Origin of the sequence: Streptomyces sp. MB09-02B (assembly GCF_033794485.1) — a bacterium.
Taxonomy (GTDB): Bacteria; Actinomycetota; Actinomycetes; order Streptomycetales; family Streptomycetaceae; genus Streptomyces.
On sequence record NZ_JARGEE010000124.1, the window covers coordinates 1 to 22,143 of the forward strand.

The 22,143-nt window shown below is 71.4% G+C and carries 17 protein-coding genes; 12 read left to right on the forward strand and 5 right to left on the reverse strand.

What is annotated here, in order from left to right; all coding sequences use genetic code 11:
• The 3 genes from P1P70_RS19040 to groL all read left to right on the forward strand — a co-directional run.
• A partial coding sequence (locus P1P70_RS19040) for a polysaccharide deacetylase family protein (protein ID WP_319239137.1) occupies positions 1-616 on the forward strand: 616 nt, incomplete at its 5' end.
• Positions 617-868: 252 nt separating this feature from the next.
• Entirely contained in the window at positions 869-1,177 is a 309-nt protein-coding gene (groES, locus tag P1P70_RS19045) for a co-chaperone GroES (RefSeq protein WP_033527131.1), read from the forward strand.
• A gap of 129 nt (positions 1,178-1,306) precedes the next feature.
• Positions 1,307-2,932, forward strand: coding sequence for a chaperonin GroEL (gene groL / locus P1P70_RS19050; RefSeq protein ID WP_045559493.1), 1,626 nt, complete (start codon positions 1,307-1,309; stop codon positions 2,930-2,932).
• 117 nt (positions 2,933-3,049) lie between these two features.
• Here the strand turns inward: groL and P1P70_RS19055 are convergent, their stop codons facing one another.
• From P1P70_RS19055 to P1P70_RS19065, 3 genes are all read right to left on the reverse strand, one after another.
• Positions 3,050-3,751, reverse strand: a complete 702-nt coding sequence (locus tag P1P70_RS19055) for an ester cyclase (RefSeq protein ID WP_319239140.1) — start codon at positions 3,749-3,751, stop codon at positions 3,050-3,052.
• Positions 3,752-3,892: 141 nt separating this feature from the next.
• Entirely contained in the window at positions 3,893-4,666 is a 774-nt protein-coding gene (locus tag P1P70_RS19060) for an SDR family oxidoreductase (RefSeq protein WP_319239143.1), read from the reverse strand.
• A 134-nt stretch (positions 4,667-4,800) separates the two neighbouring features.
• On the reverse strand, positions 4,801-5,466 hold the full coding sequence (locus P1P70_RS19065) for an MOSC domain-containing protein (RefSeq protein WP_319239145.1): 666 nt from the start codon (positions 5,464-5,466) through the stop codon (positions 4,801-4,803).
• 81 nt (positions 5,467-5,547) lie between these two features.
• On the opposite strand from P1P70_RS19065, the gene P1P70_RS19070 reads away from it, so the two are divergent.
• Entirely contained in the window at positions 5,548-6,450 is a 903-nt protein-coding gene (locus P1P70_RS19070; RefSeq protein ID WP_319239148.1) for a LysR family transcriptional regulator, read from the forward strand.
• Positions 6,451-6,496: 46 nt separating this feature from the next.
• Here P1P70_RS19070 and P1P70_RS19075 read toward each other — a convergent pair whose 3' ends face one another.
• Positions 6,497-6,826, reverse strand: a complete 330-nt coding sequence (locus P1P70_RS19075; protein ID WP_319239151.1) for a WhiB family transcriptional regulator — start codon at positions 6,824-6,826, stop codon at positions 6,497-6,499.
• 391 nt (positions 6,827-7,217) lie between these two features.
• Between P1P70_RS19075 and P1P70_RS19080 the strand changes: the two genes are divergently transcribed.
• From P1P70_RS19080 to P1P70_RS19095, 4 genes are all read left to right on the forward strand, one after another.
• A complete protein-coding gene (locus tag P1P70_RS19080; protein ID WP_003948568.1) occupies positions 7,218-7,829 on the forward strand; it encodes a response regulator transcription factor in 612 nt (203 codons plus the stop codon).
• A 268-nt stretch (positions 7,830-8,097) separates the two neighbouring features.
• Positions 8,098-8,673 (forward strand): sigma-70 family RNA polymerase sigma factor, encoded by a 576-nt coding sequence (locus P1P70_RS19085; protein ID WP_005481141.1) that lies wholly within the window; start codon positions 8,098-8,100, stop codon positions 8,671-8,673.
• A 156-nt stretch (positions 8,674-8,829) separates the two neighbouring features.
• Positions 8,830-10,332, forward strand: a complete 1,503-nt coding sequence (gene guaB, locus P1P70_RS19090; protein WP_319239153.1) for an IMP dehydrogenase — start codon at positions 8,830-8,832, stop codon at positions 10,330-10,332.
• A 104-nt stretch (positions 10,333-10,436) separates the two neighbouring features.
• Positions 10,437-11,561 carry a GuaB3 family IMP dehydrogenase-related protein gene (locus tag P1P70_RS19095; protein ID WP_319239157.1) on the forward strand — a complete coding sequence of 375 codons (1,125 nt, stop codon included), beginning with the start codon at positions 10,437-10,439 and terminating at the stop codon, positions 11,559-11,561.
• A gap of 530 nt (positions 11,562-12,091) precedes the next feature.
• Here the strand turns inward: P1P70_RS19095 and P1P70_RS19100 are convergent.
• Entirely contained in the window at positions 12,092-13,300 is a 1,209-nt protein-coding gene (locus P1P70_RS19100) for a nucleotide sugar dehydrogenase (protein WP_319239160.1), read from the reverse strand.
• A gap of 292 nt (positions 13,301-13,592) precedes the next feature.
• Here P1P70_RS19100 and P1P70_RS19105 point away from each other — a divergent pair, with 292 nt between their 5' ends.
• The 4 genes from P1P70_RS19105 to P1P70_RS19120 all read left to right on the forward strand — a co-directional run.
• A complete protein-coding gene (locus tag P1P70_RS19105) occupies positions 13,593-15,299 on the forward strand; it encodes a glycerol-3-phosphate dehydrogenase/oxidase (RefSeq protein WP_319239163.1) in 1,707 nt (568 codons plus the stop codon).
• A 119-nt stretch (positions 15,300-15,418) separates the two neighbouring features.
• The gene (locus P1P70_RS19110) at positions 15,419-17,641 is read left to right on the forward strand and encodes a serine/threonine-protein kinase (protein WP_319239166.1); all 2,223 of its coding nucleotides are present in this window, start codon (positions 15,419-15,421) and stop codon (positions 17,639-17,641) included.
• Positions 17,642-18,073: 432 nt separating this feature from the next.
• The gene (locus P1P70_RS19115; protein WP_319239169.1) at positions 18,074-21,037 is read left to right on the forward strand and encodes a protein kinase; all 2,964 of its coding nucleotides are present in this window, start codon (positions 18,074-18,076) and stop codon (positions 21,035-21,037) included.
• Between the two features lie 187 nt (positions 21,038-21,224).
• A partial coding sequence (locus P1P70_RS19120) for a serine/threonine-protein kinase (protein ID WP_319239172.1) occupies positions 21,225-22,143 on the forward strand: 919 nt, incomplete at its 3' end.

Genomic DNA, 22,143 nt, shown 5'->3' on the forward strand with positions numbered 1-22,143 from the left:
CCCCCTGCCCCGCGCGGCCGGGTCGGGGCCCCTGCCCGTCGTCGATCGCGTCCCCACCCGGGACAAGGTCGTCTTCCTCACCTACGACGACGGGGCCGAGCGGGACCCCCGGTTCGTGGACATGGTGCGTGAGCTGAGGCTGCCGGTGAGCATGTTCCTGACGGACAGCGTCGTGGGACCGGGCTACGGCCACTTCGCGCGGCTGCGGGCGGTCGGCGCCACCGTGCAGAACCACACGCTCGACCACACCGCCCTGCGCGGCCTGCCGTACGCAGCCCAGAAACACGAGATCTGCGGCCAGCAGAACAAGCTCAGACAGCGCTTCGGCGTCCGGCCGACCCTCTTCCGCCCGCCCTACGGCGTCCACGACACCACCACGCTCCGCGCCGCCGCCGGCTGCGGCCTCTCCGCGGTCGTCCTGTGGCGCGCGTCCATGCAGATCCACGACCTCCGCTACGCCGTCGGTGACCACCTCCGCCCCGGCGACATCGTCCTCGCCGGATTCCGGGGCCCGGACCAGCTGAAGGGCACCACCCTCACGGAGATGACGACCCGGCTGCTGCGCCGTATCCAGGAGCAGGGCCTGACCGTCGGCCGCCTGGAGGACTACCTCTGACGCCCCTCCGGCGTCCCCTCCGACGGCCCCTCCGGCGTCCCCTCCGACGGCCCCCCGACGCCCGCCGCAACCCGCTCGATTAGCAGTCCGCTTGACCGAGTGCTAATCGCGGTCATAGTCTCAGGTCTGGCACTCCCCCCTGGAGAGTGCCAACAACGCGACGGGCAGGTCCGGCACCCGCGACGACGGATCCACCTGGTCGCCACCTCAGACAGTTAACCCCGTGAGATCTCCGAAGGGGGAGGTCGGATCGTGACGACCACCAGCTCCAAGGTTGCCATCAAGCCGCTCGAGGACCGCATCGTGGTCCAGCCGCTCGACGCCGAGCAGACCACCGCCTCTGGCCTGGTCATCCCGGACACCGCGAAGGAGAAGCCCCAGGAGGGCGTCGTCCTCGCCGTGGGTCCGGGCCGTTTCGAGGACGGCCAGCGGCTGCCGCTCGACGTCTCCGTCGGCGACATCGTGCTGTACAGCAAGTACGGCGGCACCGAGGTGAAGTACAACGGCGAGGAGTACCTCGTCCTCTCGGCTCGCGACGTGCTCGCGATCGTCGAGAAGTAATTCACCCCGCTTCCTCACCGAAGCACCTGCTTTTGAGCTGCGCCCTTGGCCCCCGCGACCACTAATCAGCCGGGCGTCGGGGGCGCAGTTCGTTTCACCCACGTTTTCCGAGAGGGCTGAACCGCTCCCATGGCGAAGATCCTGAAGTTCGACGAGGACGCCCGTCGCGCCCTCGAGCGCGGCGTCAACAAGCTTGCCGACACGGTCAAGGTGACGATCGGCCCCAAGGGCCGCAACGTCGTCATCGACAAGAAGTTCGGCGCCCCCACCATCACCAACGACGGCGTGACCATCGCCCGTGAGGTCGAGGTCGAGGACCCGTACGAGAACCTCGGCGTCCAGCTGGTGAAGGAGGTGGCGACCAAGACCAACGACGTAGCGGGTGACGGTACGACCACCGCCACCGTGCTGGCCCAGGCGCTCGTCCGCGAGGGCCTGCGGAACGTCGCCGCCGGTGCTTCCCCGGCCGCCCTGAAGAAGGGCATCGACGCCGCGGTCAAGGCCGTGTCCGAGGAGCTCCTCGCGACCGCCCGCCCGATCGACGAGAAGTCCGACATCGCCGCCGTCGCCGGTCTGTCCGCCCAGGACGCCCAGGTCGGCGAGCTCATCGCCGAGGCGATGGACAAGGTCGGCAAGGACGGTGTCATCACCGTCGAGGAGTCCAACACCTTCGGCCTGGAGCTGGACTTCACCGAGGGCATGGCCTTCGACAAGGGCTACCTGTCGCCGTACTTCGTCACGGACCAGGAGCGTATGGAGGCCGTCCTCGACGACCCGTACATCCTCATCCACCAGGGCAAGATCGGCGCCATCGCCGACCTGCTGCCGCTGCTGGAGAAGGTCATCCAGTCCAACGCCTCGCGGCCGCTGCTGATCATCGCCGAGGACGTCGAGGGCGAGGCCCTGTCGACCCTGGTCGTCAACAAGATCCGCGGCACCTTCAACGCGGTCGCCGTCAAGGCCCCCGGCTTCGGCGACCGCCGCAAGGCGATGCTGCAGGACATGGCGACGCTGACCGGCGCCGAGGTCATCTCCGAGGAGGTCGGCCTCAAGCTCGACCAGGTCGGTCTCGACGTGCTCGGCTCCGCCCGCCGCGTCACCGTCACCAAGGACGACACCACGATCGTCGACGGCGCCGGTGACTCCGGTGCCGTGCAGGGCCGCGTCGCCCAGATCAAGGCCGAGATCGAGAACACGGACTCCGACTGGGACCGCGAGAAGCTCCAGGAGCGCCTCGCGAAGCTGGCCGGCGGCGTGTGCGTCATCAAGGTCGGCGCCGCCACCGAGGTGGAGCTGAAGGAGAAGAAGCACCGTCTGGAGGACGCCATCTCCGCGACCCGCGCCGCGGTCGAGGAGGGCATCGTCTCCGGTGGTGGCTCCGCGCTCGTCCACGCCGTCAAGGTCCTCGAGGGCAACCTCGGCAAGACCGGCGACGAGGCCACGGGTGTCGCGGTCGTCCGCAAGGCCGCCGTCGAGCCGCTGCGCTGGATCGCCGAGAACGCCGGCCTGGAGGGCTACGTCATCACCTCCAAGGTCGCCGAGCTCGACAAGGGCCAGGGCTTCAACGCCGCCACCGGCGAGTACGGCGACCTGGTCAAGTCCGGCGTCATCGACCCGGTCAAGGTCACCCGCTCCGCCCTGGAGAACGCCGCCTCCATCGCCTCCCTCCTGCTCACGACCGAGACCCTGGTCGTCGAGAAGAAGGAAGAGGAGCCGGCCGACGCGGGCCACGGCGGTCACGGCCACGCCCACTGAGACACCGTCACGCCGAGGGAAGCCCCCGTTCCGCCCTGCGGAACGGGGGCTTCCCCATGAGCCGGCTCATGAGCCCGACGGATCCCGCGAATCCCGCGAATCCCGCGGATACTGCGGCTACTGCTCCAGCGCGTCCAGCGCCCCCAGCTGGTGCATCAGCCCCAGCCGGTCGTACTCCCACCACGCCTCGGCGATCCGTCCGTCGGGCACGCACCGGTGGATCGTCGTCCCCGTCATGGTGACGTCCCGGCCGGTCGCCGCGATGCCGAGGAACTCGCCCTTGTGCCGGCCGTTCCAGTTCCAGCGGGTGCAGACCCGGTCGCCCTGGGCGATCTGGTCGTCGACGGTGAAGGAGAAGTCGAAGCCCGCCCGCCACATCTCGGCCTCCCGCCGGAACGCGTCGAGGCCCAGGGTGTCCGGCTCGTTGCCGTGGTCGTGGTAGTCCTCCACCACCAGGTCGTTGAACGGGGGCAGTTCACCCTCGGTCGCCAGGGTCTCGAAGAACCGCCGCGCGGTGGCCGCGTACAACTGCTCGTCGCGCACCACGTCCAGATCGGTGAACGTGGGCATCTCGTCGCACAGCGCCACCATCTCCTGGAAGATCCGCTCCGTCTCCGGCAGCCCGGAGTTGCGCATCGCCTCCTCGTACGACGGGAACTCCACGATCTCCACGAAGTGGGAGCCGTCCGAGCGGTCCTTGCCGATCACGCTGTGCGTCGCGGTCCGCTTTCCCTTGGTCTGCTCCACCCAGGTGTCCATCAGCCGGTTCATCTCGTCGAACCGGCTGGTCCTGCAGTCGATGAGCTGCACGAATGTCATGACACACCGCCTCCCGACCCCCCTGGGTCCGGATGAACAGCTCCATTGTCCCGCCGAGCCGCCGCCCTCTCACCCGCTGGGCCGTATCGGGGGCCCGCCACCGCGGCCTGTCCTTCCGCCCACCGCGGCCCGTACTCCCGTCTACCGCGGCCCGTACTTCCGTCCCGTCTTCGAGCTGATCCCGCCCAGCAGCCCGCGCGGCACCACCTTCACCACACCCATCAGGGCCTTGTACCGGGGGTCCGGGATCGAGACGGTCCGGCCCCGGGAGAGGTCCGCGAGGGCGGCGGTGACGAGCTTGTCGGCGTCGAGCCACATCCAGGAAGGGATGTTGTCGGTGCCCATGCCGGCCCGGTCGTGGAACTCGGTACGGACGAAGCCGGGACACAACGCCATCAGCCGCACCCCGGTACCGGCCAGATCGCGCGCGGCACCCTGCGTGAACTGCACGACCCACGCCTTCGACGCCCCGTACGTACCGCGCGGCACGAAGGCGGCCACCGAGGCCACGTTCACCACACCGCCCCGGCCGCGCTCGCGCATGGCCTCGGTGGCCGCCGAGGCGAGGCGCAGGACCGCCTCGCAGTGGACCTTGAGCATCCGCAGCTCGTCGGCCATGGAGACGTCGAGGTAACGGCCCTTGTTGCCGAAGCCGGCGTTGTTGACCAGCAGGTCGACCGGGTTCTTGCGGTCCGCCAGCCGCCGGGCCACCGACTCGATGCCGTCGTCCGTCGCGAGGTCCGCCGTCAGCACCTCCGCCTCGATGCCGTGCCGGTCGTGCAACTCGGTCGCCTGCTCCCGCAGCCGCTTGGTGTCACGCGCCACCAGCACCAGGTTGTGCCCGTCCGCCGCCAGCCGCCGCGCGAAGGCGGCACCGATCCCCGCGGTCGATCCCGTAATCAGAGCCGTTGTCATGGCGCAAGCGTAGTGACCGGGACTGTGCGGGTCCGCTTGCTCCACCGCACGTTCACCAGCGACTTCGCGGGCACCTCGGTGAACACCCGGACCCGCATGGCGGCTTCACCCGCTCCCTGCCCCGGACCGGCCCGTCACCCGTGCTTCGCCACGTACTTCCGCGCTACCACCAGCAGCTCCGGATGCAGCGCATCCCCCGCCGCCAACAGCCTTGGCAGCAGCTCGTGTTCGTTCATCGTGGCGTGGAAGACGAGAGCCACGGTGACGTCGTGGCCGGGCCGGTGCACGATCTCGATCGGGTCACCCGCGCTGATCTCGCCCGGCCGGATCACCCGCAGATACGCGCCGGGCGCGCCCTGGCGCGTGAAGCGCTTGACCCACTGCCGCTCGCCCAGATGTTGCTGGAAGTTGAGGCAGGGGACGCGACCGGACGTGACCTCCAGGACCACCTCGGCGCCGATCCGCCAGCGCTCTCCGATGAGGGCGCCGGAGACGTCGAGGCCCTCGGTGGTGAGGTTCTCGCCGAAGACGCCGCTGGGCAGGGTGCGGCCCAGTTCGCGCTCCCAGTCGTTCAGGTCCTCGCGCGCGAAGGCGTAGACCGCCTGGTCGTCGCCGCCGTGGTGCTCGGTGTTGCACACCGCGTCCCCGGCCACCCCGCTGGCACCGACCCCCTTGGGCCCCGGCGCCGCCACCCGCACCGGCCCGTCCACCGGCCGCTTGTCGATGCCCGTGACCTTCTTCGACTCCTCCACGACGTCGACGGCCTTGGCACGCCCCACATTTAGTGACAGAAGCTTCATACGGGCACGGTAGGCGGACGCCGGTCAAAGCGTCGATGCAATATCCGGCACGCGACCCAAGCCCCGCTTATGCTCGACCGCGTGATCGAGGCCCGCCATCTCCGTGTCCTGCGCGCCGTCGCCGCCACCGGTTCCTTCTCGGCGGCCGGACGGGAACTCGGCTGCACCCAGCCCGCCGTCAGCCAGCAGATGAAGGCGCTCGAATCCTCCGTCGGCACCCCGCTGCTGGTCCGCACCGGCCGCGAGATGCGGCTGACCCAGGCGGGCGAGGCGCTGGTACGGCACGCGGCCGGCATCCTCGCCGGGCTCACCGCGGCGGAGGAGGAGGTCGCCGCCATCGCCGGGCTGCGCGCCGGACGGGTCCGCCTGGTGTCCTTCCCCAGCGGCAGCTCCACCCTCGTGCCCACCGCCCTGGCGGCCCTGCGCGCCGATCACCCCGGCACCCGGGTCTCCCTGGAGGAGGCCGAACCACCGCGCTCGGTCGAGATGCTCCGCGACGGCGAATGCGACATCGCGCTCGCCTTCCGCTACGAGGGCGCGGCCGGAGCCGAGGAGGGGGAGTGGGACGACCTGGTCGTACGCCCGCTGCTCACGGACCGGCTCGTCGGGCTCGTCCCGCAGGGGCACCGGCTGGCCCGCGCGCGCTCCATCGGCATCGGGGAGCTCGCCGGTGAATCCTGGATCGCCGGCTGCCCGCGCTGCCGGGGGCAGCTGGTGCGGGTCTGCGAGAGCGCGGGCTTCACGCCCCGGATCGACTTCGCGACCGACGACTACCCGGCGGTGGTCGGGCTGGTGGGCGCGGGCCTGGGGGTCGCCGTGCTGCCGGAGCTGGCCGTGGAGTCCGTACGTCCCAAGGGGGTGCGCACGGTGTCGGTCGAGCCGGTGGTGCACCGGGAGATCGTGGCGCTCACCCTGCCGGACCTGGCTCTGGTGCCCACGGTCGCGGCGACGCTGGACCGGCTGGCCGGAGCGGCCGCACGCTGACGCCTGGGGCACGGCACTTGGTGCCCGGTGCTGAAGAAACGTTCTTTCAGGTGTCCGAACCGGGTTCGCTCCCGGACGCGGACGCCGTCACCAGCCGGTGGCGGGCCCTGCCCATGAGCTCCTCGCGCTCGTCCTCGGTCAGCCCGCCCCACACGCCGTACGGCTCGCGCACCGCGAGCGCGTGGGCCGCGCACTGCGCGCGTACCGGGCATCGCATGCAGACCTCTTTGGCCGAGTTCTCACGAGCGCTCCGTGCCGCACCGCGTTCTCCTTCGGGGTGGAAGAAGAGCGAGCTGTCGACTCCACGGCAGGCCGCGAGGAGCTGCCAGTCCCACAGATCAGCGTTCGGTCCGGGAAGGCGGGAGAAATCTGCCATTGCGTGTCCCCTTGTTGCCGTTCTGGGAGGAGATGTTGCCCATGACCGTACATCGACTATCTAAGGAGATGAAAATATGACTCATTGCGAATCTAGCCTCAGACACCAATAAATGGGAACAAAAACGTCTGAATGGGGCATAGGTTGTGATGAAACGTTGAGGGTCCCTGCGCATCACTGCACCGTGTCCGCCCCCTCACGTAGAGTGCCGAAGGTGGCCAGCCATCCCGTAACTCTTTCGAGTGACCGTCGTTGAGACGGGCGGAGGCGGTTGAAGGAACAAGCGCTCGGGCAGGCGTTCGTGTCCGCTCGTGAGTGTCGACCGCACAGGTGACGATTTCGTACCAGCCTGGAGGCTCAAGGTGACGCGCATCAGCTGCGGAGGGCGGCCATGACATCCGTCCTCGTCTGCGACGACTCCCCGCTTGCCCGAGAGGCGCTGCGCCGCGCGGTGGCGACCGTGCCCGGCGTCGAGCGCGTGACCACGGCGGCCAACGGCGAGGAAGTCCTCCGCCGCTGGGGGGCCGACCGCTCGGACCTGATTCTGATGGACGTACGCATGCCCGGTCTGGGCGGCGTCGAGACCGTACGGCGGCTGCTGTCCGCCGACCCCGGGGCGCGCATCATCATGCTCACCGTCGCCGAGGACCTGGACGGCGTGGCCCTCGCGGTCGCCGCCGGAGCGCGGGGCTATCTGCACAAGGACGCCTCCCGCGCGGAGTTGCGCGCCACGGTGACGCAGGCCCTCGCCGACCCGACCTGGCGGCTCGCCCCGCGCCGGCTGCGCTCCGCCGAGATGGGCGCCGCGCCGACGCTCACAGCGCGTGAGATCCAGGTCCTGGAGGGCATGAGTCACGGCCGCTCCAACGCCGAGATCGGTCGCGAGCTGTTCCTCTCCGAGGACACGGTCAAGACCCACGCCCGGCGCCTGTTCAAGAAGCTCGGCGCCTCGGACCGCGCCCACGCGGTGGCACTCGGCTTCCGCTGGGGTCTGGTCCGCTGAGTGGACCGTGCCGGGGGTGGTCCCCCACGAGGGAGAAGCCCCGCCTGCCGCACGGCCGGCGGGGGTGACGAGACGATCCGCCGGGTGCCCGCTGCTCGTTTCGCCGCGGATGCCGCATCCTTGAGGTGTGGAGTCCCTAGGGGAGCAGTCGAACGAGCGGGAGGGGAGGGCGCAGGAGATGAGTTCCGGCGCGCCTGCTCATAACGCTTCGGTGCACAACCATGGACGTGGCGCCACGGACCGGACGGCCGCAAGGCACCATGGACCGATGCGCGACGACGAGACGACAGTGATCGGTGCGCTCGTGCATCGCGCGGTCGACGGGGACGAGCAGGCCACGCACGATCTGCTCGCCCATGTCCACCCCTTGGCGCTGCGCTACTGCCGCACCCGTCTGTCCCGGCTGCCCGGCGACGCGCGGCACTTCGTGGAGGACCTGGCGCAGGAGGTCTGCGTCGCCGTCCTCCTCGCGCTGCCGCGCTACAAGGACACCGGACGGCCGTTCGAGGCGTTCGTCTTCGCCATCGCCGGCCACAAGGTCGCCGACCTCCAGCGGGCCGCGATGCGCCACCCCGGGTCGACGGCCGTCCCCTCCGACGAGATGCCGGAGCGTCCCGACGACTCCCTCGGCCCCGAGGAGCGCGCCCTGCTCAGCAGCGACGCCGAGTGGGCCAAGAAGCTCCTGGCCAACCTCCCGGAGAACCAGCGCGAGCTGCTGCTGCTGAGGATCGCGGTGGGGCTCACGGCCGAGGAGACCGGACAGATGCTGGGGATGTCACCGGGCGCGGTCCGCGTGGCACAGCACCGGGCACTGAGCAGGCTCCGGGCACTGGCCGAGCAGTGACCGTACGGCTCCCAGGGCGCCCCGCATGAACAGGCGGGGCGCCTTTTCCGTACGAACATACGAAGCCCGGCCGTACTTCGTACCGTGGAATGTGTGCCCCGCGCTTCCCGTTAGCATGGACATCCGCACCGATCAAGGCCATTTGGAGAAGGTGTCATGACTGCCAACGTCGACGGAGTGCCCGACAAATTCGCGACGCTCGGGCTGACCTACGACGACGTGCTGCTGCTGCCGGGCGCATCCGAGGTGCTCCCGAACGCGGTCGACACCTCGTCCCGCATCTCCCGCAACGTCCGGGTCAACATCCCGCTGCTCTCGGCGGCGATGGACAAGGTCACCGAGTCCCGCATGGCCATCGCGATGGCCCGCCAGGGCGGCGTCGGCGTGCTGCACCGCAACCTCTCCGTCGAGGACCAGGTCAACCAGGTCGACCTCGTGAAGCGCTCCGAATCCGGCATGGTCACGGACCCGATCACCGTGCACCCGGACGCCACGCTCAGCGAGGCCGACGCCCTGTGCGCCAAGTTCCGCATCAGCGGAGTCCCGGTGACCGACGGCAACAAGAAGCTGCTGGGCATCGTCACCAACCGCGACATGGCCTTCGAGACCGACCGCTCCCGTCAGGTGCGCGAGGTCATGACCCCGATGCCACTGGTCACGGGCCAGGTGGGCATCTCCGGCGCGGACGCCATGGAGCTGCTGCGCCGCCACAAGATCGAGAAGCTTCCCCTGGTCGACGACGCGGGCATCCTCAAGGGCCTCATCACGGTCAAGGACTTCGTCAAGGCCGAGCAGTACCCGAACGCCGCCAAGGACTCCGAGGGCCGGCTGATCGTCGGCGCCGCCGTGGGCGCCAGCCCGGAGGCCCTGGAGCGCGCCCAGGCCCTCGCCGAGGCCGGGGTGGACTTCCTGGTCGTCGACACCTCGCACGGTCACAACAGCAACGCCCTGAGCTGGATGTCGAAGATCAAGTCGAGCGTCTCCGTCGACGTGATCGGCGGCAACGTCGCCACCCGCGACGGCGCCCAGGCCCTGATCGACGCCGGCGTCGACGGCATCAAGGTCGGCGTGGGCCCCGGCTCGATCTGTACGACCCGGGTGGTCGCCGGTATCGGTGTCCCGCAGGTCACCGCCATCTACGAAGCCTCGCTCGCCGCCCGCCCGGCGGGTGTCCCGCTCATCGGCGACGGCGGCCTGCAGTACTCCGGCGACATCGGCAAGGCCCTCGCCGCAGGCGCCGACACCGTGATGCTGGGCAGCCTCCTCGCGGGCTGCGAGGAGTCCCCCGGCGAACTGCAGTTCATCAACGGCAAGCAGTTCAAGTCCTACCGCGGCATGGGCTCGCTCGGCGCGATGCAGTCCCGCGGCCAGGCCAGGTCGTACTCGAAGGACCGCTACTTCCAGGCCGAGGTCGCCGCCGACGACAAGCTCGTGCCCGAAGGCATCGAGGGCCAGGTGCCCTACCGCGGTCCGCTGGGCAACGTGCTGCACCAGCTCGTCGGTGGTCTGCGCCAGACCATGGGCTACGTGGGCGCGGCCACCATCGAGGAGATGGAGACCAAGGGCCGGTTCGTCCGGATCACCTCCGCGGGCCTCAAGGAGAGCCACCCGCACGACATCCAGATGACCGTCGAGGCGCCGAACTACAGCCGTAAGTAGACAGCGGACCTGGTGAGGGCGGCCTCGGTGCATCCGGGGCCGCCCTCGTCGTGCCCGTCGGCGATACTGGTAGACGCTGAACGCATCAGGGAAAGGCCACAGACGTGACTGAGATCGAGATCGGGCGCGGCAAGCGCGGCCGCCGGGCGTACGCCTTCGACGACATCGCCGTCGTCCCCAGCCGCCGTACGCGGGACCCGAAGGAGGTCTCGATCGCCTGGCAGATCGACGCCTACCGCTTCGAGCTGCCGTTCCTGGCCGCCCCCATGGACTCGGTCGTCTCCCCGGCCACCGCGATCCGCATCGGCGAGCTGGGCGGCCTCGGCGTCCTCAACCTCGAAGGTCTCTGGACCCGGTACGAGGACCCGCAGCCGCTGCTCGACGAGATCACCGGCCTGCCCGACGAGGCCGCGACCCGCCGCCTCCAGGAGATCTACGCCGCTCCCATCAAGGAGGAGCTGATCGGGCAGCGCATCAAGGAGGTGCGCGACTCCGGTGTGGTGACCGCCGCCGCGCTCTCGCCGCAGCGCACCGCCCAGTTCTCCAAGGCCGTCGTGGACGCGGGTGTCGACATCTTCGTGATCCGCGGTACGACCGTGTCGGCGGAGCACGTCTCCGGTTCGCACGAGCCGCTGAACCTGAAGCAGTTCATCTACGAGCTGGACGTCCCCGTGATCGTCGGTGGCTGCGCCACCTACACGGCCGCCCTGCACCTGATGCGGACCGGCGCGGCCGGCGTCCTCGTCGGCTTCGGCGGCGGCGCGGCCCACACCACGCGCAACGTGCTCGGCATCCGGGTCCCGATGGCCACGGCGGTCGCCGATGTCGCCGCCGCCCGCCGGGACTACATGGACGAGTCCGGCGGCCGGTACGTGCACGTCATCGCGGACGGCGGTGTCGGCTGGTCCGGCGACATCCCGAAGGCGATCGCCTGCGGCGCGGACGCCGTGATGATGGGCTCCCCGCTGGCCCGTGCCACGGACGCGCCCGGCAAGGGCAACCACTGGGGCATGGAGGCGGTGAACGAGGAGCTGCCGCGCGGCAAGAAGGTCGACCTCGGCACCGTGGGCACGGTCGAGGAGGTCCTCACCGGGCCCTCGCACACGCCCGACGGCTCCATGAACCTCTTCGGTGCGCTGCGGCGGGCGATGGCCACGACCGGGTACAGCGAGCTGAAGGAGTTCCAGCGCGTCGAGGTGACGGTGGCGGACTCGACGCACATGCGGTGACGCTGCGCTCGGCTTGAGCGGGGCTTGGGGCTCGGTTGCCTGAGGGCGACCGGGCCCTTTTGTGTGCCCAAGTGGGTGGTGGGGCGCGTGGTGGTGATGGGGAGGAATGTGGGCCGAATGGGCGTAGCCGGGCGATAACGTTCGTGTCCGGCGCCCCAGTTCGGCTGGGAGCCCCCTTCCAAGGACATGGTCCGGACCCCGCCCTCGGGGCCCGGCCCGATTCCGACGGACCGCCTACCGGGTCAATGGGTGGTGTCGTGGAAGGGGGCGCCCATGGGACGTCACCGCAAGCCCACCCGCTGGGACCGAGTCCGTCTTCGGATGGTGAAGTGCCGGAGGAGGTGGATCTTGCGGCTTTTCGGATGGTGAGCGGCCGCCCCCATACGGACTAGGGGCGGACACTCCGTGAACCATCCGGGAGCCTGCCGCAGTGACCGCTGCGGTGGGCTCCGCCTGTTTCCGTACGGTACCGGTGGAGGCGGGCGGCTGCCAGCGGCCCCGGAGGCCAGGGGTTTGCCGTGCGCCCCCTCTCACAACCTGTGCGCCGCCCCCGTGGGCGTGGCCCCCCGGGTGTCCAACAGCAGTTGCGCCTTCACCGACAGGCCCTGGAGGTCGTACGTGCGGTGCTGCTGGAGGAGGATCGTCAGGTCGGCGTCGGCGGTGGCCTCGTAGAGGGAGTCGGCGCGGGGGATGGGGCGGTCGAGGACGCTCCAGGTGGGGACGTGCGGGTCGTGGTAGCTGACGTGGGCGCCGAGTTCGATGAGGCGGCGGGCGATCTCGTCGGCGGGGGTGCCCTGTTGGTCGGGGACGTCGGGCTTGTAGGTGACGCCGAGCAGGAGGACGCGGGCGCCCCGGGCCGACTTGCCGTGCTCGTTGAGGAGGGTGGCGGCGCGCTGGACGACGTACTGGGGCATGCGGTGGTTGACGCGCTGCGCCAGTTCGACCATGCGGAGCGAGCGGGGGGCGTGGCCCGCGAGGTCCTGGGGGAGGGCGTGGCCGCCGACGCCGGGGCCGGGGCGGAAGGCCTGGAAGCCGAAGGGCTTGGTCTCGGCGCAGCGGATGACGTCCCAGAGGTCGACGTTCAGGTCGTTGCACAGGGCGGCCATCTCGTTGACCAGGGCGATGTTGACGTGGCGGTAGTTGGTCTCCAGGAGGTGGACCGTCTCCGCCTCGCGCAGGCCACGCGCGCGTACCACCTTGTCGGTGAGGCGGCCGTAGAAGGCGGCCGCCGATTCCGTGCAGGCGGGGGTGAGGCCGCCGATCACCTTGGGGATGTTGGCGGGGCCGTAGGCGCGGTTGCCCGGGTCCACGCGCGCGGGGGAGTAGGCGAGGTGGAAGTCGCGGCCGGCGCGTAGGCCGGAGCCCTCTTCGAGGAGGGGGCGCAGGAGGTCCCCGGTGGTGCCCGGGGGGACCGGGGACTCCAGGATGACCGTGGTGTGCGGGCGCAGCCGGGCGGCCAGGGTGCGGGCGGCCTCCTCGACCTGGGTGAGGTCGAGCGAACCGTCGGCGCCGAGTGGGGTGGGCGCGCAGATGACCGCCGTACGGACGCGGCCGAGTTCGGCGGGGCTGGTGGTGGGCTTGAAGCCGCGGGCCAGCATGCGGCGCAGTTCGCCGGGGGCGAGCGAACCGGAGTCGGGGCCGGTGCGGTAACCGAGCGTGGCGATGCCGGCGGCGACGGCGGCCTGGGCCAGCGGCAGCCCCAACTGGCCGAGTCCGATCACGGCGAGATCTGCGGGCATGGCGGGGCCGTCCTTCCCAGTAACCGAAGCGGGACAGACGCGCAAGCCCGGTGGTCTGGATGAGCGAGCGCAATGTCACATTAGGCGGAAATATGACCGATATGCGGGATTGCAAGAGTGTTTTTCTGTGCGCGTCCTGCGGAGTTATCCACAGGCTGGGGGCCGGTGGTGGCCGAACTCGGGCAACGCGGTCAGAATTTTGGGCAGGGGATGCGAGAGCGACGAAAGAGCTGGGTCTCGCCTGACGGGCATGGACGGATGAGGCCGACGCGACGGACAGCGGGAGGCAGCGGTGAGGACAGCGGCACTGGGACCGGCGCAGCGCGCCGAGTCACTGGCGGGTATGGCCGAGCGTGAGCTGGACGTGCTGGTCGTGGGTGGTGGGGTGGTCGGTGCGGGCACGGCCCTGGACGCCGTGACCCGCGGTCTGTCCACGGGCCTGGTCGAGGCGCGTGACTGGGCGTCGGGTACCTCCAGTCGGTCCAGCAAGCTGATCCACGGCGGTCTGCGCTATCTGGAGATGCTCGACTTCGCCCTCGTCCGCGAGGCCCTGAAGGAGCGTGGGCTGCTGCTGGAGCGGCTGGCCCCCCATCTGGTGAAGCCGGTCCCCTTCCTCTATCCCTTGCAGCACAAGGGGTGGGAGCGGTGGTACGCCGGCTCGGGCGTCGCGCTGTACGACGGGATGTCCATGGCGCGCGGGCACGGGCGCGGGCTCCCGATCCATCGTCACCTGACCCGTCACCACGCTCTGCGCGTCGCGCCCTGCTTGAAGAAGGACGCGCTCGTCGGGGCGCTGCAGTACTACGACGCCCAGATGGACGACGCGCGGTACGTGGCCACCATGGTGCGCACGGCCGCGTCGTACGGGGCGAAGGTCGCCAACCGTGCGCGGGTGACCGGGTTCCTGCGGGAGGGCGAGCGGGTCGTCGGGGCCAAGGTGCAGGACGTCGAGGGCGGCGGGGAGTACGAGATCCGCGCCCGCCAGGTCGTCAACGCGACCGGGGTGTGGACCGACGACACCCAGGCGATGGTCGGCGAGCGCGGGCAGTTCCACGTCCGGGCCTCCAAGGGCATCCATCTGGTCGTACCGAAGGACCGGATCCACTCCACGACCGGGCTGATCCTGCGGACCGAGAAGTCCGTGCTGTTCGTCATCCCCTGGGGGCGGCACTGGATCGTGGGCACGACGGACACCGACTGGGACCTCGACAAGGCGCATCCGGCGGCGTCCAGCGCGGACATCGACTATCTGCTGGAGCATGTGAACTCGGTCCTGGCGGTGCCGCTGACGCGGGACGACGTGCAGGGGGTGTACGCCGGGCTGCGGCCACTGCTCGCGGGGGAGTCCGACGCCACCAGCAAGCTCTCGCGGGAGCACATCGTGGCGCATCCGGTGCCGGGGCTGGTGGTCGTGGCCGGGGGCAAGTACACGACGTACCGGGTGATGGCCAAGGACGCGGTGGACGCCGCCGTGCACGGGCTCGACCAGCGGGTCGCGGAGTGTGTCACCGAGGACGTGCCGCTGCTGGGGGCCGAGGGGTACCGGGCGTTGTGGAACGCGCGGGCGCGGATCGCGGCGAGCACCGGGCTGCACGTGGTGCGGGTGGAGCATCTGCTGAACCGGTACGGGTCGGCGACCGAGGAGGTACTCGAACTGATCGCGGCCGATTCGACGATGGGGGAGCCGTTGCAGGCCGCCGACGACTATCTGCGGGCCGAGGTGGTGTACGCGGCCTCGCACGAGGGGGCGCGGCATCTCGACGACGTGCTGACGCGGCGGACGCGTATCTCGATCGAGACGTTCGACCGGGGGACGCGCAGTGCGCGCGAGGCGGCGGAGTTGATGGCTCCCGTGCTCGGGTGGGACAAGGACCAGATCGAGCGGGAGGTTCAGCACTACGAGAAGAGGGTGGAGGCGGAGCGGGAGTCGCAGCGGCAGCCGGACGACCTGACGGCGGACGCGGCGCGGTTGGGGGCGCCGGACATCGTGCCGCTGTAGTTCCGCAAACACCGGACGGGCTCCGTGGGGTGGGCCGGCCTCAGAAACGGGGCCCCGGTTGTGAAGTGTGGGTGGGTGACAATGGAGGCTCTGTCAGGGCGGGTTGTATGAGGGGACGCATGTCGGAGGCGGAGCGGGCTGGGGAATCCCGTCAGGACAAGGACGCACGTCTCCTCGCCGGGCGGTACCGGCTGGGAGGGGTGCTCGGTCGCGGCGGTATGGGCACGGTGTGGCGTGCCGAGGACGAGACGTTGGGCCGTACGGTCGCCGTCAAGGAGCTGAGGTTCCCGTCGAGCATCGACGCGGACGAGAAACGGCGGCTCATCACGCGCACGCTCCGCGAGGCCAAGGCGATCGCACGGATCCGCAACAACGCCGCGGTGACGGTGTTCGACGTCGTCCACGAGGACGACCGGCCGTGGATCGTGATGGAGCTCGTCGAGGGCAAGTCGCTCGCCGAGGTCATCCGCGAGGACGGCGTCCTCGAACCGCGGCGGGCCGCCGAGGTGGGCCTCGCCATCCTCGACGTGCTGCGCGCCGCGCACCGCGAGGGCATCCTGCACCGGGACGTGAAGCCGTCGAACGTGCTCATCGACAAGCACGACGGCCGGGTCGTCCTCACCGACTTCGGTATCGCACAGGTCGAGGGTGACCCCTCCATCACGTCGACCGGCATGCTTGTGGGCGCTCCTTCGTACATCTCGCCGGAGCGGGCGCGCGGGCACAAGCCCGGGCCCGCCGCCGACCTGTGGTCGCTCGGTGGTCTGCTCTACGCGGCGGTCGAGGGGGTGCCGCCCTACGACAAGGGTTCGGCCATAGCGACACTGACCGCGGTGATGACCGAGCCGGTGCCGCAGCCGAAGCGTGCCGGGGCCCTGAAGGACGTCATCTTCGGCCTGCTCACCAAGGATCCCGAGCGGCGCCTCGACGACGCCGGTGCTCGGGCCATGCTCAACAGCGTGATCCACGCGCCCGATCCGAAGGACGTCGTGCCGGTGGACGCGACGCGGGTCGTGCCGTTGCCGCCGGTGCCGGAGGAGCGCTCGAAGAAGGGCGGTTCCGGCGGCGGTTCGGCCCGGTCCGGGGCCAAGGACGGTGGTGGCGAGCGGGCTCGCGCGCCGAGGTGGTCCATGCGGAAGGGGGCGGCCGGGGCTGGAACCGGGGCCGCCGGTGGGGCCGCGGCGGCCGCAGCCGGCACCGGAACCGGCACCGGAACCGGCGTCGCGCGAGGAGCTTCCGGTGCGGCTTCGGGCGGTGTCTCCGGTGCGGTTTCCGGTGGGGCCGGTGCGAAGTCCTCGCCCTCGGCGGCTCCAGCGGCCGTGACGACGCGGTCCGCTTCCGTCGGGGTGTCGTCCGGGGCCGACAGCGCGAAGACGGGCGGGGGCGCGGCGCGGACGGCGGGCAAACCGGCGTCAGGGGTGCCCGGGCCGCGTGCCGGCGGTGCCGGCGGTGCCGGTCAGGGCGCGGGTAACTCCGTTTCGGCCGGGCGGACTTCGGGGTGGCCCGAGATGACGCCGCCGGACCTGCCGCCGCGGCCGGTGCCCAGGGCGCCGATCACGGACGTGGTGTCACGGCGGACGCTGGCGCTCATCGCCGTGGCCGTGGCCCTCGTCGTCCTCGGGACCGTCCTGGTGCTCACCCTCGGCGGCGACGACGGCAGTTCGACCGGCAGCAAGGGGACTGACACCAAAGCGGCCACGTCCAGCGGTTCGGCGTCGGGGAGCGACGCCGACGGCAAGGACGCGGACAAGGGCACGGGCGAGGACGCCGACAAGGACAAGGGGTCCGACCCCAGCCCCGACGGGCAGACGGAGGAAGCCGCCGGGTCGAATGGGGCCGGGGGCAGTTCGCCGAGTCCGTCGGGCGGGGCGAACGGAGCCGTGAGCGGTGACGGCTCCGGCTCGGGCGACATCGCGGCCGAGACGTACAAGAGCGCCCAGGGGTTCTCGATCGGTCTGCCCGACGGGTGGAAGTACCAGTCCACGGATGCCGCGGGCGCCCGGTTCTCCGGCCCCGACGGACAGCGGCTGCTCGTCGGGTGGACGTCCACGCCCAAGAGCGACCCGGTCGCGGACTGGAAGAACCAGGAGCGCTACATGACGCGTTCGCAGTACAAGCGGATCCGAATAGAGGCGGTGGACTACCGGGGCTGGAACGCGGCCGACTGGGAGTTCACCTACGTGGAGAGCGGGACGAAGAACCGGTCGATCGACCGGGGGTTCGTCGTCGACTCGCAGCAGGGATACGCGCTGATGTACACCGCGAAGGCCGCGAAGTGGAGCGGTGAGCTGCGCAAGGACACCTGGCGGACGTTCACGAAGACGTTCGAGCCGAAGGCGTAGGGGCGTAGGGGCATACGGGCATAGGGGAACAGGGGCGTAGCGGCTCGGTCGCGGGTCCGCCCATGACGGTGTGCGCAGGGGCGCGTGCGGACGGGTGTTGTGCGCCGGTGCGTCGGGGGCGGGGGCTCTCTGCGGACTCGTGCCTCGGTTCGGGGCGCCGCACGGGGGCGTGCGGGTGCGCGAGCCGGGGCGGGGCGCCTCCGTACGAGCTCAGCTTCGGGAGTTGTGCCCGCCGGGTGAGTTCGGCGACGGGTCCTCCGGGGAAGATCGGATGCGTTCGAGCGCATTCGAGACGAACGAGATATCGCATCGAGTCAATGTGAGTTGCCTCCGGCACGTATCGTGAAGGGCTGCGGACCGGGTACGCATCCAGAACGGAACGGGTCGCCGGGCGAGCGGAATTGACCAACCGGGCGGCCGGGGGAGGGCATTGTGGACGAATACGGGGGGCGAGTACTCGCCGACCGCTATCGCCTGCCGCTCCCGCCCTCCGACGAGTACGAACTCGCCGCCGAGATACGCGCCTTCGACACCTACAGCGGACAGGAAGTCCTGGTACGGCAGGTGCCGTTGCCCGAGGTGGTCGAGGCGGAGGTGCTCGACTCGGACGGCTTGCCCGAGGGGTACGTCGCGCGGGACGGCGGTGCGCGCCGTGGGGCCGGCCGGGCCACGCGCGGGTCCACCGACCCCGCCGTACGGCGGGCCGTCGAGGCCGCGCAGGCCGCCGCGCAGATCCCCGACCACCCTCGGCTCGACCAGGTCTTCGACGTGTTCGCCGAAGGCGGCTCGTTGTGGATAGTGAGCGAACTGGTGTCCGCCCGAACGCTGGAGGCGCTCCTCGCCGAGCAGCTGCTGACGCCGTACCGCGCGGCCGAGGTCGCCGCCGACGTGCTCACCGCGCTGCGGGCGCTGCACGCGCACGGCTGGGTCCACCGCAACATCACCGCCCGCACGGTGCTGGTCTGTGACGACGGCCGGGTGATGCTGACCGGGCTGGCCGTCGGGGCGGCGGAAGAGGCGCTGTGCGGGTACGACCCGGTGCCCGCGCGGGACGCCGAGGACACGCAGCCCGCGGCACCCGGCGGCGGCGCCGGAGCGCCTGTCGCGGGGACCGGCGGAGGACGGGGGCCGCGACAGGTCCCGGTTCCGCCCGGCGGGGTGCGGGACGCCCGGCGTGTCCCGGTGCCACCGGGCGGTGTTCCCGGGGCCCGTGGTGGGGCGCTGCCCGGGGGTGGCGGCGGTACGTTCGGCGGCGCCCAGGGCGGTGTTCGCGGGGGTGTGGTCGAGGATCCCGAGGCCGCTCGGCGGGCCGCGATAGAGGCGCGGGCCGGCAGTGCGGCGCCGGGGGCGGAACCCTCCGGAGGGCAGCGCGCGCTGGAGGCCGGCGGGGACGCGCGGGCGGCGCGGGCGGGTGCCATCGCGGCGTACCGGGCGGGTGCGCGGGCCGCGGCCCGTGTGCAGGACGACCAGCGTGGCGGGCCGGGCACGGGGTTGCCCGCGCAGCGGCCGGCGCCGCAGGACGGGACGCCCGGGACAGGGCGGGACGGCGGAGCGACGTCGGACGGGGTGGCCCGCCCGGTGCCGCTCCACCAGATCGCCGACCCCTACGGCGTCCTCGCGAACGGCGGCCCCACGAGCGCCTGGCACGGCGCCCTGCCGCGCGGTGGGACGACCACGCCCGGCGCGGGCGACAGCGGGACGAACGACAGCGGGACGAACGACAGCGGCACCCACGGCATATCGGGGACCCAAGGCACGTCGGGCACTCACGGCACGTCGGGCACTCACGGAACCTCGGGAACCCAGGGCACCTCGGGAACCAAGGGCGGCCTCGGCGACACCGGCGGAGGTGCGGCTGGTGGTGTGCCGTACGGCGGGGGCGGGGCCTCCGGTGACGCGCCGTACGGTGGCGGGAGGGACGATGGTGCGCCCGGCGGCGCGGTCGACGACGCGTCATACGGTGGCGGCGCGGTCGGCGGTGGACACCACGGTGGCGGGACGGTCGGCGGTGTGTACACCGACGCCGTGCCCGGCGTGCCGGTTCCCCCGGGTGTGACGGACGCCGTCCCCTGGGGCGGTGCCGGTGCCGGGACCGCTCCTCGACGAGGGCCCGCGACCGCGCTCGCGGCCGAGCGTGCGCGGCAGGCGCGGATGGCCGTCGTGGGGCCGGTCACGGAGCGATGGGCGCCGGAACAGGCCGGACCGGTGCACGAGAACTGGCAGTTGGCCGCGCCGATCGGGCCGGCCACGGATCTGTGGGCGCTGGGCGCGCTGCTGTTCCGGGCCGTGCAGGGACACGCCCCGTACCCGGAGGAGAACACCGCCGAGCTGGTGCAGATGGTGTGCGCCGAGCCGCCAGCGTTCGCCGAGGAGTGCGGACCGCTGCGGCCGGTCGTGGAGTCGCTGCTGCGTCAGGACCCCACCGAACGGCTGGACTTCGAGGAACTGCGCGGCTGGCTGCGCTCCCTGGTGCGGTCGGCGCCCGAAGCCGAGGCCGGTACGCACGTCGTGCCCGCGCCGCCCGTCGACGCGAGCCGGCTGCCGATCATACGGCGGCGGGGCGAACTCGTCCGCAGACGGCGGGCCGGGCTGCCCGCGACCAGCGCGCACGCACGCCACAAGCGCGCTCGCCCGGACCGGCGGCCCCAGCCCCGCAAGCTGGGCCGGAACCTGCTCCTGCTGATCCTGCTCGCACTGGTCGCCGCCATCACGTACGCCGTGGTGTTCATGCCGAAGGCCACGCCGAGCAGTGAGGGCAGGGACACCGGCAGCCGTACGGACAGTGTCGGGCAGCCCAGTTCGGCGCCGGAGGCGAGCGGTGACTCCCGGCCCGGTCAGAACTCGAGTTCGCCCGACGGTGGCGAGGAGGGCGAGAGCGACGCGAGCCCCTCGCCGTCGGAGTCGTCCGGGTCCACTCAGACGCAGACCGGTGACCCCGAGGTCGCCCAGGGGTTCACCCTGCGCAAGGACCCCGAGGGGTTCCAGGTCGCCGTCGCCACCGGCTGGGACCGCGGAGGCAGGAACGGGCGCGGCCAGATCGTCTACTCCCAGGGCGGCTTCGAGCTGATCGTCGTCCCCGGGCGGGACAGCACGGCGACGTACGGCAGCGACCCGCTGAAGTACCAGCGGGAGGACGAGCGCGAGTTGCAGCCCTTCCGCGACTCGACCTGGGCCACCTCCACCGGTATGCGGCTGGTCGAAGTGGGCGGGGTGACCTCGGCCGAGGGGCAGTTCACCTGGCAGGACTCGGAGGGGCGCGGCGTCTTCGTACGGAACCTCGCGATCCTCCTCGACGGGCGGTACCACGTGGTGCAGGTGCGCGGGCCGGAGGCGGAGCGCGACGAGGTCACCCGGCTGTACGAGCAGGCGGCGGCCACGTACAAGGCGACCGGCTGAGCGGTCGGACGACCGGCGGCATTCGTCGGGGCGGTGGCTGTTCGGGTCGGCGGCGGAAGGTTGCGCTCCGTTCGCGGAAGCGAGAACCGTCACAGTGCGGTCTCTGTGCGGCCCGGCCGGTTCCGCGGGCTGCGGGCCGCTCCCTACTCTGACCCTGTCAAGAACATTGCGGGGCAACGTGAATCAGATGCAGGGCCAGCTCCTCGCGGGGCGCTACCGGCTCGTCGACACCATCGGCAGCGGTGGCATGGGACGGGTCTGGCGTGCGCACGATGAGGTGCTGCACCGGGCGGTCGCCGTCAAGGAGTTGACGGCCGCGCTCTACGTCTCGGAGAACGAGCAGGCCATCCTGTTGCGGCGGACCCGGGCCGAGGCGCGCGCGGCGGCGCGTATCAACCACTCGGCCGTCGTCACCGTGCACGACGTGCTGGAGCACGACAACCGGCCGTGGATCGTCATGGAGTTGGTCGAGGGCGTCTCGCTGGCCGACGCCGTGCGCGACCGGGGGCGGGTGGAAGCGCGCGAGGCGGCGCGGATCGGTGTGTGGGTGCTGCGCGCGCTGCGGGCCGCCCACCGGGCCGGTGTGCTGCACCGCGATGTGAAGCCGGGGAACGTGCTGCTCGCCGAGGACGGCCGGGTCATGCTGACCGACTTCGGCATCGCGCAGGTCGAGGGCGACACCACCATCACCCGCACCGGTGAGATCGTCGGTTCCGTCGACTACATCGCCCCCGAGCGGGTACGCGGCCAGGAGCCCGGGCCCGCCTCCGACCTGTGGTCCCTGGGCGCCACCCTGTACACGGCGGTGGAGGGCAAGTCGCCGTTCCGGCGCACCACTCCGCTCACCACGATGCAGGCCGTGGTGAGCGAGGAGGTCGAGGAACCGGCGGACGCAGGGGCGTTGGGGCCCGTCATCGCCGCGCTGCTGTGCAAGGACCCCGCCGTACGGCCCGGCCCCGACGAGGCCGAGCAGATGCTCGCCGAGGCGGCGGAGGGGCGGCGGCCCCGGGAGGCGCAGGCATATCTGGCGACTCGGGAGCAGGCAGGGGGCGCGGTCGGCGGGGTGGAGGGCCCGGGTGGCCCGGGTGGCCCGGATGGCACGGGTG

Bases quoted from the DNA above. Each gene is read 5' to 3' on its own strand.
- groL (WP_045559493.1), top strand. From the start codon at position 1,307: ATGGCGAAGATCCTGAAGTTCGACGAGGACGCCCGTCGCGCCCTCGAG.
- P1P70_RS19055 (WP_319239140.1), bottom strand. From the start codon at position 3,751: ATGACATTCGTGCAGCTCATCGACTGCAGGACCAGCCGGTTCGACGAG.
- P1P70_RS19060 (WP_319239143.1), bottom strand. From the start codon at position 4,666: ATGACAACGGCTCTGATTACGGGATCGACCGCGGGGATCGGTGCCGCC.
- P1P70_RS19065 (WP_319239145.1), bottom strand. From the start codon at position 5,466: ATGAAGCTTCTGTCACTAAATGTGGGGCGTGCCAAGGCCGTCGACGTC.
- P1P70_RS19075 (WP_319239151.1), bottom strand. From the start codon at position 6,826: ATGGCAGATTTCTCCCGCCTTCCCGGACCGAACGCTGATCTGTGGGAC.
- P1P70_RS19080 (WP_003948568.1), top strand. From the start codon at position 7,218: ATGACATCCGTCCTCGTCTGCGACGACTCCCCGCTTGCCCGAGAGGCG.
- P1P70_RS19085 (WP_005481141.1), top strand. From the start codon at position 8,098: ATGCGCGACGACGAGACGACAGTGATCGGTGCGCTCGTGCATCGCGCG.
- guaB (WP_319239153.1), top strand. From the start codon at position 8,830: ATGACTGCCAACGTCGACGGAGTGCCCGACAAATTCGCGACGCTCGGG.
- P1P70_RS19100 (WP_319239160.1), bottom strand. From the start codon at position 13,300: ATGCCCGCAGATCTCGCCGTGATCGGACTCGGCCAGTTGGGGCTGCCG.
- P1P70_RS19110 (WP_319239166.1), top strand. From the start codon at position 15,419: ATGTCGGAGGCGGAGCGGGCTGGGGAATCCCGTCAGGACAAGGACGCA.